Genomic DNA, 12,878 nt, shown 5'->3' with positions numbered 1-12,878 from the left:
TTATGAACATTAATGACCTGATTACTTGTAGTTACGCTGTGCAACTTTAACCACTTCAAAAGACAATTCTTCTTTATGCATTACAGGTGCTTTATCTTCACCTTGGTATTCCCAGCAAGCAGCATAAGCAAACTTGTCATCCTGACGCATTGCTTCACCTTCTTCAGTCTGGTACTCTTCACGGAAGTGACCGCCACATGACTCTTCACGATTTAATGCATCGCGGGCCATTAAGTCACCAATATCAATAAAGTCAGCCAAACGAGATGCTTTTTCCAACTCTACATTCATACCTTCACCTGAACCAGGGATACGTACATTACTGTAGAATTCCTTCTTGATATTAGCAATCTTTTCAATAGCCTGCTCCAAACCTTCTTTGTTACGAGCCATACCTACGAAATCCCACATTACTAATCCAAGCTCTTTGTGAATGCTGTCAACTGAACGCTCACCTTTGATAGACATTAATTTCTCGAATTTAGCTTTTGCTTCATTTTCAGCATCCATAAATTCTTTTTCATCACCTGTCATACGAGGTGTAGAAATATCATCAGCCAAATAGTTCTGGATTGTATATGGAAGAACGAAATATCCATCAGCTAATCCCTGCATTAAAGCTGAAGCACCTAGGCGATTTGCACCGTGGTCAGAGAAGTTAGCCTCACCAGCAGCAAATAAACCAGGAACAGTTGTTTGCAATTCGTAATCAACCCAGATACCACCCATTGTATAGTGAATAGCGGGGTAAATCATCATAGGTGTTTCGTATGGATTGTCATCAACAATCTTTTCATACATCTGGAATAAGTTTCCGTAACGGGCCCGAATCGCATCTTCACCTAAACGCTCGATTGACGATTTAAAGTCAAGGTAAACAGCTAATCCTGTTGCGCCAACACCATAACCAGCATCGCAACGCTCTTTAGCAGCACGAGACGCTACGTCACGAGGTACTAAGTTACCAAATGCCGGATAACGACGCTCTAAGTAATAATCACGATCTTCTTCAGCAATTTGCGTTGGCTTCATTTTACCGGCACGAATTGCTTCAGCATCTTCTTTCTTTTTAGGAACCCAGATACGTCCATCGTTACGTAAGGACTCTGACATCAAGGTTAACTTCGACTGGAACTCACCGTGAACAGGAATACATGTTGGGTGAATCTGAGCGAAACAAGGGTTAGCAAAAGCAGCACCTTTTTGGTAAGCTTTGATAGCAGCTGAACCATTTGATCCCATTGCGTTAGTAGAAAGGAAGAAAGTGTTTCCATAACCACCAGTTGCCAATACAACTGCATGACCAAAGTGACGTTGGAATTCACCAGTTACCAGGTCACGTGCAATAACACCACGTGCTTTTCCGTCAACCATTACAATGTCAACAATCTCGGTACGTGTGTATAAGTCAACTGTACCGGCATTTACCTGACGCATCAAAGCCTGGTAAGCTCCAATCAATAACTGCTGACCAGTCTGTCCTTTTGCGTAGAATGTACGGCTCACCTGAGCACCACCAAATGAACGGTTATCCAATAAACCGCCGTATTCGCGGGCAAAAGGAACACCCTGAGCCACACACTGGTCGATGATATCGTTACTTACTTCAGCCAAACGGTGCACATTAGCTTCGCGAGCACGATAATCGCCACCTTTTACTGTATCGTAGAATAAACGGTGAACCGAGTCTCCATCGTTTGGATAGTTTTTTGCAGCATTGATACCTCCCTGTGCTGCAATTGAGTGAGCACGACGAGGAGAATCCTGAATGGTGAAGTTCTTTACATTGAAACCCATTTCACCAAATGAAGCAGCGGCCGAAGCACCTGCCAAACCAGTTCCAACAACAATAATATCTAATTTACGCTTGTTAGCAGGGTTAACCAGTTTCTGGTTAGCTTTATAATTAGACCACTTTTTGGCCATATCGCCTTGTGGTATCTTAGAATCTAATTTCATATCTATGATGTATTTAGATTTGACTATTGATAAAATGCAAATTGAAGGATGGCAATTGCAGCGAATCCAAGACCTACAATCCATGCGAAAGCAATACCGGCAACAGTCCAGCGACAACGCCAGATGTTATTGCTTAATCCTAAAGTTTGGAACGCCGACCAAAATCCGTGAGTTAAGTGGATCGTTAATCCTAAGGCTCCAATCACATACAAGACGACTCTCCATGGTTGTGCAAAAGCTGCATTCACCAATGCGTAAGTGTTGTGCATTTCTACCCCATCAATGGTAATTGATTCCGCCGCATGAGTAATTTGCAATGGCACCCAAAAATCGATCAGGTGAACAACCAAAAACGCTAAAACAGTCAAACCTAACACAAACATGTTTTTTGATGCCCACATCACATCTTTAGTGTTGTTACCCGAAGCATACTTGGCCGAACCACGTGCTTTGTTGTTTTGAAGTGTTAAGATGGCTGCATAAATAATGTGTACAATGAAACCTGCAAACAAAAACGGCTGCAAACCATACTTAATTAATGGAAGCGCCATAAAGTTAGCGGCTACATTAAACATCTGCCCGCCATCTGGCACAAGCAGCAGTAAGTTAATGGAAAGGTGAATGATTAAGAACACCACCAAAAAAAGTCCTGATAAACTCATCAGCAACTTTCTTCCAATTGAGGAACCAAAAATAGTACTCATAGGAATCCCTTTTTAATTTATTTATTTGTTAAAACTAATTTGTTTTTAAGGCTGCAAATGTAGGTTTGAAAGGCCCATCGGGCAAATAATATTAAAGAATTAATTCTATATTTATATCAATTCTAATTAACCACACATTTAAACATTTTACATTGTCATCTTTTTAACATTTATTATTACAAATTAATGAAAAATTAAAAAGATAAAGACCTCTTTTTATCTATTTATAATCAATTTAAATTCACAAAGCTTATTGGGATAAGGCGTCACAATTTACTTTAAATTTTAGGCTAATTCAAAGGAATACCTGTTAAATTCTTTTAAAGAAAGATAATGCTAATCGCTGAGCTTCAATGCTTTTTTATTTTCTTATAAAGTTTTCTATTTTTGTTTGAACGAACAGGTTTAACACAATCATATATTCTGACCATGCAAGAAGAAATAGATTTAATATTAGAGGATGCCAAAGAAAGAATGGCCAAAGCAGTTGAACATCTTGACAACGAATTAGGTAAAATTCGTGCAGGTAAAGCTAATCCTAAAATGCTTGAAGGCGTTTTGGTTGATTACTATGGCAGCATGACACCACTTTCGCAGGTGGCTAACCTGAGTACTCCTGATCCTCGTACCATTGCCATTCAGCCATGGGAAAAACAATTGATTGGTGAGATTGAGAAAGCTATTATGGCAGCCAACCTGGGCTTAAACCCGGATAACAATGGAGACATCATCCGTATTAATATTCCTCCATTAACCGAAGAGCGTCGTAAAGATTTGGTAAAGCAAGCCAAGGCTGAGTGCGAAGATGCTAAAGTAAGTTTCCGTAATACTCGTCGTGATTGTAATGATGAGTTGAAGAAAATGAAAAAAGAAGGTTTATCTGAGGACTTGGAGAAGGATGCCGAAGCTGAAGTTCAAAAAATCACTGATGAACATGTGAAGAAGGTGGATGCAATGTTTGAGGTGAAAGAAAAGGATATCCTGACTGTATAAGACAATAGATTTAAGACGTAAGATAAAAGACTTACATTCAAAAATATTGATAGGCCATTCAGCAATGAGTGGCTTTTTTATTGGCTCTGTCTCGTCCTAATTAGATGTAAACTAAACATTTAGGAACAAAATTGTATGTTCTGCTTAGTAAGGAATTGCACTCTAATTAGTGTTTAAGAAAAACCAAGCTTGCTTTTACTTAAAACCAAATTAGGTTTGACCCAAAACCTAGCTAGGTTTTGCACAAAACCACGTTAGGTTTGGATCGAAACCAAGGCAGGTTTTGGTTGAAATCAAGCTTGCTTTTTATTGATAACTATCTATTTGGAAACCGATGCTTATCGGTTTTAGGTTCGATAAGCATCGACTTTTGAATGATAAAAACTGTATTGTTTTCTCCGTTAAGCGTAGCGTCACGCTACGATTTATTTCATTAGGCTAGTTAAAAGCGACGTAGTGAGACGCTACACCGAACGATATACGCCATTTAATTGCTACACGCATCAGAGGATTTATAAACTGGCCTAAGTGAAATAAAATTAGGATGGTAATTACCTCGCTATCTGACATATTAAAATTCCTAATTCTTCACTTCTTACTGGTGTTTTCTGTTAAGAAATGCCCCATCTTAACTTGATTAAATACTTAGCAAAATTCATCTACTAAATAATAAATTTCGATAACTTTATCTCCCATAAGAAACGAGTTGATTTAGGTCTATACACTTAAATATACTGAAGAATTATTTCTTTTTACTTGATTATCAAATTCCTACATAGAACTCACGTTAAAATATCAATAATGAAAAAAATACTTTATCTAATCATCTTCATGGTATGTAATATATCTTTCATTGCTCAAGCACAAAAATCCCAGCAAAACAGTGTTGCTTTTCTGGAGCATTCAAGGCAAAAACAACTTGAATTAGTTCCATTAGAAGATATTGAAGAAGAAGACAATATCATATCAAACAATAAGGAAGGTCAAACTTTTTTAAAATTTACTTCATCTACTACAGAATTATTAGACAGTGTTGTAACACTAAATAGTAGCGATGAATTTATTTCTAAAACAATATATAAATATAATATTAATGATAATCTTATCCTTTTAGAATATTATAACTGGAATAACATTGAAGAAGAATGGACTTACTACCAAAAAACAGATTACGTATATAACAGCAATGGACATGTAATGATAGTTTCAAGGTGGGATTCAAATAATAAGCTCTGGAGATATTCCAATAAAGTAGTTAAAGAGTATAATTCAAATGGGGATCAAACACTATATGAACATTATCATTGGACTGACTCATGGGTCTATTCAAGCAAAGAAGAAACCGAATGGGATACAGATAATGAAGAAAACAAAACAAAGATTTACATTTTGTATATATGGGATGATATACTTGAGCAACTTCAACCAGATTACAAAAAAGAGGCTGTATTCCATGGAAATAGTGATGAATACAAGCAAGAAATAATATATAAGTGGAGTGATGAAATGTGGGTTCCATTTTCAAAGTTTGAACAATTGCATGATGATGATGGATATGATCAAACCATGGCCAATTACACTTGGAATACTACAAGCAACCATTTCGAGGGCAACTCTAAATCTGGTTATGTATTTAATGATGACAAAAGCATTAAGATTCAAACAACTTACCAATGGGACAGCCAGGAGTTGGATTGGAAGTTTAAAACGGAAGTAGAAAACGGAACAATTCGCTTCGAAACAGAATATACAAAGGAAGGTGAAACCTGGCTCCCTGTTAGTAGAATAGGATATGATGGTGACTATGTAATACATTATAACCTTATCGACAACATCTTTGTACCTAATTATAAAGAAATTAGCTATTACAGTAATGATAATCTGATATCTTACCTGCGTTACAATTGGGATACTGAAAATCAAGATTGGTACAAGTCACATCACATAAATAATCAATGGGATAATCTTACCGGGTCATGGAAAATATTTAGAAAAGTAGATCAAAAATATGATTTATCGGGACATACAACATGTCGCATACAACTTTATCGTCCCGATAGCTCAAGCCCTTGGGATGAGGTATATACATATAAACAAGAACGTAAGTACAATGATATTGGTCAACAACTAACTTATACTCTTTTTTATTGGATAGAAGAGGATTGGGATGATGAAAATCCAAATAATTCAGGTTGGCAATTAAATAAAGTATCAAATTATTACTATTCAGCCCCTATTCCTACCAGTACATCACAGATGTACACAGTAGAGTTACATACTTACCCAAATCCAGTAATTAACAACCTTACTATTTCAGGTACCTTAGGTAGAGAGGTGATTCAAGTATACGATACAAATGGTGTACTAATTGAAACATACATGGCTTCAAAAAATAAAACAGAAATTGATGTTAGCAATCTAAACAAAGGGATTTATATTCTAAATATAGAAGGTGCTAGCTATAAGATAATTAAAGAATAACCCCCCTTATCCTGAAGCATCTAATACGAAGTTGATATAAAAAGAAAGCCTGACACTTAAGGTATCCGGCTTTCTTTCTGTACCCAGAGCCGAAGTATTAAATTTTATTATACCTCTCCCCCTGTTAAGTGTAACGTCTCACTACGTTTTATTCTATAAAACCTCAGCCCTACGCTCCGTGAAATTCACAAATTCGTCAAACAAAAACAGTAGTCTCTAACTACCAGATATCACTTGATATCCTTGCAAATTGGTGAAAATAATAAAGCATGATTCTCTTAGAAAAGACTTATGTTATAGTATATTAAGCTACTTTTAGAAAAAATGAACTTACAGAGTTCGTTCAGTAAGGTCATACGAATAATTAAATATACATTTTAATTGGATGATCATTCATTTGGAAACCGATAACTATCCATTTGGAAACCGATAACTATCCATTTGGAAACCGATGCTTATCGGTTTTAGGTTCGATAAGCATCGACTTTTGAATAATAAATACTGTATTGTTTTCGTATGAATATCCATACGTTGAAATTTACAAGTGCTTCGAATCAAAACTGTAGTCTGTGACTTCTAACCATCATTTGATATCCATGCAAATTAGTAATTAAGCAATCGATTCTATCTGATGACTAAGGCTTATGTACAAGGCATGTGAATTGAATATTGTCAATACATCAAAAACAAAACCCTGCAATAGTGTAATTGCAAGGTCTTGTATATTGTACAGGTCAGAGGTCTTGCTAAGGCGACGTAGCGAGACACTACACCGAACGATAATCATTACTTCTTCCTACGGTGAACAGGGGTATCTATATTTACTTATCTGATCTATCGTAGTACAATTCTCTAAAAAAACCAAAAATGCAAAATCCAATTAAAATTACTCCGGTTGTTTCTGAAAACAATTCATTAATATTTATATCGTATTCGCTATGAGGTTCAAATATCATCTTTAATCCAAGTAGAATTCCCAAAAGATATAACAATTGAGACTTTTGCCACTTATTTTTCTTTACCGTTAATTTCTCATCATTCGCATTTTCGATTACAATTTCATTTTTGTTCAAATCTTGATCAGTTACTTTTGACTTACTACATCGAATCTTAGTTAACACAATAAATAAACATATGGCAATCACTCCGACTAAAACAATCGAAATACGAATCCCAAAACTATTTACACAATTGACTACGTCATAAGAATCTAATAGCAACCCATATTTCGGAGATGAGATACCATATACCCCAATTTCAGTATTTATTTTTTCAATTATACTTCTTTGAGGCAGAACATTAACATATATTGAATCTCCAGCCTTCAAGTTCATTGTTTTAATAAAATCCAAATTCTCAAAAGAACATCCTTCTACATCATAGAAAATTCCGGAATTATCACCTCTTAATCTTATGAACTTATTTGATCTATTATCTCCTCCTTCTCCATAGATTGGACTGTCGGCTAACCTTATGCCTAATACCTTAAATGATGAGTCTTCAATTACATCTCCCCTTGATTGATAATAAATTAATCCAATTGTTGATATTGCTATAATCACATAATAAATGATCAAATTCTTTCCTAAACCAGTTATTTTAATCATAATATAACATTTAGAATCCTCCCATTGAATTGAGACCTAACTTTGTATTGTCTTGCTTACATTCTAAATCTTTATAGAAATCCAGATCATCAGATATTCCAGATAGATTTGGATTTTTTACTAGAGCCTGATCAAGTATTTGACGATATTCTTTCTTAAAATAATCAAAGAGTTTCTTTTTGTGTTCACCTTCAACCTTTCCAATCATTTCATTAGAAGAATAATCAACAAATGTCCTCAAACTCAATTCTAGTATAGCCTGATCCAATGGCTTAATTTGTGTCTGATCCTTTTCAAGTTTCACATCAACAAATGACTTAAATACATTAACTGCATGTGGTTTAACTAAATCTCCTATTTTACCCCAGTTATTAAATTTACCTTTAATTATTCCTGAGGCGACAGCATCAGCCCAATCAATTTGTCCAATATCACCGCGCTTCGCTGCTAGTTGTTGTAAGGCATCCATACTAAATTCATATCCTATTTCACCTATATCAACCCATACTTTTTTTGGCACATTAGTAATTACAAAATTAAATGCAGCACCGCCATATGCAACTCCCACAACTGCAATCGTATAAACTCCAGCAACTGCAATAACTCCATAAGTCATGTACTCTACATATTGATCAACCTCTTCCAGTTGCTTTGACCTGATCTTTTGCTTCCGGATAGCTTTCTCACGTTCAACTTCATTTTTAGCGTTCTTAATATCATTTCCTGTAAATTCTTTCCAAAAATTGCTAATCTTTTTACTCAATGAAAATGCCTCTACCTCATAAGGTCGCTGCCCTTCCTCCAACCCATCCAAATCAATATAACTGATTGGTTTATTACCGGCATATTGAAAAGGTGTATAATGCGGATACTCATACTGCAAAGGGTCAACACTTACAAAGCGACAAAGCCAGACCGCATAATATCTAAAACCATAATAGTAAAGTCCGGTTTCTTCATCACGCTCCTTGCCAACGTATTTGTAACGCTTTTGAGAGGTCTCGGTCTCGGTGCGGCCACTTCGATAGCTGGTTGTTCCAAAAGGATGGTATTCCTCGTAAGAGATAATATCTCCCGCTTGGTCTAGTTCCAAAGAAGCAGAACCCAAATGGTTATCATACTGGTAACGAATAATTGCTACAGGATTACTTGTCAAAGAACCTTGATCTACTGTGAGTGTCTCAGCGGTAGCTATTTTTTTCTTATCGTCCGAGATATTAACCGTGGCTCGCTCTGTTTCCAGTACATCGTTGACGAATTTATGATAAATTTCGTAATCACCAAAATAATAGCGCTCTTCACTTACCGTGCCTTTCACCACCACTTTGCGTACACGCTCGCCTGCTGCATTATACACATAGTAGGCTTTGTTGCCCGTAGCATCCAACTCTACTTCCGTCAGCCAGTCATTATAATCCCAATGCAAAGCTTGCAGGTGAGGCATGATGAGCATATTACCATGGGCATCGTAAGTATATTCTGTAGCTCCATCAGTATGGCCCAACAGGTAATTGTTGTTGCTGAAATTATAGAAATAGCTGCGCATCCAATTACCTTGGCTATTGACTGTTTGCATATTCCCCAACTCATCGTAGCTATAGTTGTGAGTATAGTTTTGCATGGCATTGGCAGCCATATTGGGTAATCCAATATTATTGGCAAAGTCGCTGGCTGTTGGCATAGCCAGACTATTGAGTTCACGTCCGGTGGCCTTTGTTAAGCGATAGAGGGCATCGTACTCGTACTTCCCTTTAGGCTCAACCACCGAATTGCCGTAATAGAAAGTTTGTTGGGCATTATCAACCTGCTCCACAATATTACCTACGGCATCGTAAGTGTAATTGAGGTCTTGTAAGATGTCCTGTCCTGTGTTGCGAGTGGTTAGTAAACGTTCTAAACGAAAAGTATTGGCATCGTACACATAGCGGGTTTTACTGCCATTGGCATAGTAAATATCGGTACGCTGGCCTTTCTCGTTATAGTTAATATTACTCACATACAATTGTCCACCTGATGTTAAGCCTTCCAGCAAGCCTGCTTTATTGTATAAATAGGTTTCTGTAGTACCATCTGGCAGGGTCTTACTCACCGGCCTGTTTAATGCATCCAGAATAAAGGTTGTGCTGTGCTCTATTACTTCAACCGGATCTCCTTCTTGCTGCAAAGCAGGCGCAGCGTTTAAATCACGATAACCCATATAGTCCTCCCAAAAGGCTTTTTTAGTCTCTACAGGGTTGCCCTTGAAATCGTAGCTTACAACTCGGGTGCAACCACTTTGATCGTATTGGTATTCCAGTTGCCCAATATTATTAGCCAAAGCAGAAGTGCCATACTGCTGTTCCTGAACTTTAATTTCATTGGCAACACCCTCTTTCAGGTAAGTTGCTACCAGCCGGTGCAAAGCATCGTAGGTGTTACGCACCCGGTGGTTGCGGCTATCCCAACTGTAAAGAGGCTGTCCGCTGACATCGTTTAACAAGGTACGTGTACCAGAGTCGATATTCTGCACTTTCAAAGCCTGTTGCATCGCAAAGGTATTGGTGGTCATTGCCCGCCCTTTGGCATCAGTTATCACCACCGGTCGTCCTGCAATATCCAGTCGGGTATGAACCTGGTATTTACCTTCGTTACCATTATCGTCCTCCACCATGTACTCGCGTCCCATATTATCGAAGTAACGCACTTGTGGCGTATTGGCATGTTTAGCCGTTAGCCAGGCAGCTCGTTGTTGTGCATCAGACGGCTCAGCTCCTAAAGGATCGGGACTGCCCAAGTCAGCATACCACTGGCTTTCGAGCACTGTATCGTTCTGGTCGAAGTTATGTTGCTCCCAAGGCGTGAATTCAACTTTGGTTAATGTGCCATCGGGCAGTTCGGTACGGATATTACGCCCAACCGGATCATAATACAACACAGGGCTAACACCGTGAGTCGTCAGGTCTTCTTCGGCCTCGTACGCATGTGTTGTGCTAAAGTAAGGTTCGTATTGACGTATGACCTTGCCTTTGTTATTAAATACGGTTCGCCCGTTACCAACCCAACGATTGGTAGTTGATACGATTTCCTTAGTACCATCTGCCGCAATCTGCATAGCATCGCCATCTTCAGCCTGCACCTTGGTCATCACCAGATTGCCCCAGCCACCGCTGTATTCGTAACTCTCCATCCATTCTGTGGCATCGTTGCCGTGTTCAATGCGCATGCTTACATGCCCCTGTGCGGGTTGCTGCTCACGCGTCCAGGCATCCAGATCGTATGTATATTGCATGGTGGGTTTGGCCAATGTATCGCCTTCGCCGTTAGAACCAATTAAAGCCACAGCACTCACCATTCCACGGGTATCAAAAGCCACAGCCTGACTATTCCCATTGGGATCGGTTAACTTTTTAACCTGTAAGAGGCGATAGTCAATTTCAGCGTTACTGCTATAACCTAAAGCATCCGTGGTACTGTTCAGCATCAACTTATAGTCATCATAGCTCAATTGCGTACTATAACCAAAGGCATCAGTCTGTTGTACCGGCAGATAAAAAGCCTGTTTATCGAAGCTTATCACTTCCGATGGTATCCACCAAATGCCTTGCCGGCCATCAACACCAGGTTCAAACACATAGGCCGCCTCAGTACTTAATCGCTCAATAGTGTATTTATCGCCTATTCCATCAACCTGTGAAAGTAAATCCTCAGTTAAGTCGGCAGTCAGTGATTTATAGGGCAAGGCATGAATCGCTATTTCACCCAAGGGCAGACTACCTGTTAAAGCTTCATCATAGAAAAAGCTCTTTTGGTGTTGGAAGCAGCGCTTCTCTACATTGCCCGATAAGGTGGTTGTGTAATCAATCTCGGTAGCCTGTTCAATGGCAGTCTGCAGCTCTTCCCTACTAATGGGCTGACCAGTTGCAGTAAACCCTCCCATTTCGTAGCTCTTCGTCTCATAAGGCACGCCTATTAATTGCAAGCCAATGTCTGACTCATTGATATAAGCCGTCTGTGTATACACCACCGTCAGTTTTTTCTGCTCATAAGTAGCTCCGGCAACATCCCGACGTGGATAGGCAATTTGAAAAGCATCCAGAACATTACCATAAGCATCGGTATTCAAGGTAACAAAATGGGCAATACGCGGATCATCTGCATTACGCTCATAATGATAGGACAAGGCTTCATTATCAACAACCATAAACACCCCATGCTTATTTTCTCCCTTTGATTGCAGCAAGCGAACCGACATGTTTTTTTCTTCAACCAGGTAGGGCAAACCTTCTATATCCGATCCATCCTGCGTATACACTTCAGAATGTAATAACTGCCCACGCAATGCCCGGCATGCTTCACGCTCTTCTTCCGCTGTAAGATTATCCGGCATGGCAACATCAGGTAAAAGCCAAACCTGCGTATCTCCTTCAAAGTATTCATTGGTAAATTGTACTGCTACACTATCTTGCTTATCGTAAACCCCTGTATGGAACCAACTTTTGGTATAGACTGGTGGTTGGTAACCTTCTGTATCCGCAAGGTCTTCGGTATCCCATTGTTCTACCATACCAAAACCACGAAACTCGCGCTCGTGCACATCGTAGTGCCCATGGTGATAGGCATAGCGGCTGGTGATTTTAGTATCACTCACTAGCTCATGATCTTCGACACGTTCCAACACCTGTACCGGGAAAGGCAAACGGGTTATCCAGTTTTTCCCGGCCTTTTTATCCTGCATAAAGAACTTGGTGGAAGGTGCATATTGCAGGGTCACTTTACGACCAAGCCCGTTTTCAAAAGAAGTAAGCAGATAAGGCTTAATTCCCGATGTCAGTTCCACAAAACGCAATTGATGTTGTTGCTGTGGTAATGAGGATGACCATACCAAACACGAGGTGCCATTGCCCATCAAATCGGTTACACTGACCTGTGACAAGTTATCAATGGCCGGAAAGGCAGTAATTATTTGCTCTTCGCTCCAGGCATTACCTGCTTCATTTTTAAAATAGCGTACTTTTGAAGCTCCCAGGTAAATAATATCGGTGGTACCGGTACCATCCACATCGGTCAGTTTTACACGAGCCGGATTAAAATGATCAGGCGCATCCAGCAGGGGCACATTTTTCATCAGTATCTTTTCACCAAATCGGCCATAGCC

The 12,878-nt window shown here is 38.9% G+C and carries 6 protein-coding genes and 1 pseudogene; 2 read left to right on the top strand and 5 right to left on the bottom strand.

Annotated elements, in window-relative coordinates:
- Nucleotides 1–21: 21 nt before the first annotated feature.
- Both AC4MRQ_RS21420 and AC4MRQ_RS21415 read right to left on the bottom strand, forming a co-directional pair.
- Entirely contained in the window at nt 22–1,959 is a 1,938-nt protein-coding gene (locus AC4MRQ_RS21420; protein WP_491199768.1) for a fumarate reductase/succinate dehydrogenase flavoprotein subunit, read from the bottom strand.
- A gap of 23 nt (nt 1,960–1,982) precedes the next feature.
- Nucleotides 1,983–2,663, bottom strand: coding sequence for a succinate dehydrogenase cytochrome b subunit (locus AC4MRQ_RS21415; RefSeq protein WP_491199767.1), 681 nt, complete (start codon nt 2,661–2,663; stop codon nt 1,983–1,985).
- Between the two features lie 429 nt (nt 2,664–3,092).
- Between AC4MRQ_RS21415 and frr the strand changes: the two genes are divergently transcribed.
- Nucleotides 3,093–3,656 (top strand): ribosome recycling factor, encoded by a 564-nt coding sequence (gene frr / locus AC4MRQ_RS21410; protein ID WP_491199766.1) that lies wholly within the window; start codon nt 3,093–3,095, stop codon nt 3,654–3,656.
- Nucleotides 3,657–4,166: 510 nt separating this feature from the next.
- Here frr and AC4MRQ_RS21405 read toward each other — a convergent pair.
- Nucleotides 4,167–4,352, bottom strand: a pseudogene (locus tag AC4MRQ_RS21405) (IS982 family transposase); the annotation flags it as partial.
- Between the two features lie 105 nt (nt 4,353–4,457).
- Here AC4MRQ_RS21405 and AC4MRQ_RS21400 point away from each other — a divergent pair.
- On the top strand, nt 4,458–6,137 hold the full coding sequence (locus AC4MRQ_RS21400; protein ID WP_491199765.1) for a T9SS type A sorting domain-containing protein: 1,680 nt from the start codon (nt 4,458–4,460) through the stop codon (nt 6,135–6,137).
- An 821-nt stretch (nt 6,138–6,958) separates the two neighbouring features.
- Here AC4MRQ_RS21400 and AC4MRQ_RS21395 read toward each other — a convergent pair.
- The gene (locus AC4MRQ_RS21395) at nt 6,959–7,744 is read right to left on the bottom strand and encodes a hypothetical protein (RefSeq protein ID WP_491199764.1); all 786 of its coding nucleotides are present in this window, start codon (nt 7,742–7,744) and stop codon (nt 6,959–6,961) included.
- Nucleotides 7,745–7,754: 10 nt separating this feature from the next.
- Nucleotides 7,755–12,848 (bottom strand): toxin TcdB middle/N-terminal domain-containing protein, encoded by a 5,094-nt coding sequence (locus AC4MRQ_RS21390; protein ID WP_491199763.1) that lies wholly within the window; start codon nt 12,846–12,848, stop codon nt 7,755–7,757.
- Between the last annotated feature and the right edge of the window lie 30 nt (nt 12,849–12,878).

The sequence above is a fragment of the Carboxylicivirga sp. genome (assembly GCF_982718395.1).
Note: the sequence above shows the minus strand (reverse complement) of the source record. Positions and strands in the feature narration are given on the sequence as shown.

Coding starts and splice junctions, on each gene's coding strand:
- AC4MRQ_RS21420 (WP_491199768.1), bottom strand. CDS start 1,959: ATGAAATTAGATTCTAAGATACCACAAGGCGATATGGCCAAAAAGTGG.
- AC4MRQ_RS21415 (WP_491199767.1), bottom strand. CDS start 2,663: ATGAGTACTATTTTTGGTTCCTCAATTGGAAGAAAGTTGCTGATGAGT.
- frr (WP_491199766.1), top strand. CDS start 3,093: ATGCAAGAAGAAATAGATTTAATATTAGAGGATGCCAAAGAAAGAATG.
- AC4MRQ_RS21400 (WP_491199765.1), top strand. CDS start 4,458: ATGAAAAAAATACTTTATCTAATCATCTTCATGGTATGTAATATATCT.
- AC4MRQ_RS21395 (WP_491199764.1), bottom strand. CDS start 7,744: ATGATTAAAATAACTGGTTTAGGAAAGAATTTGATCATTTATTATGTG.
- AC4MRQ_RS21390 (WP_491199763.1), bottom strand. CDS start 12,848: ATGAAAAATGTGCCCCTGCTGGATGCGCCTGATCATTTTAATCCGGCT.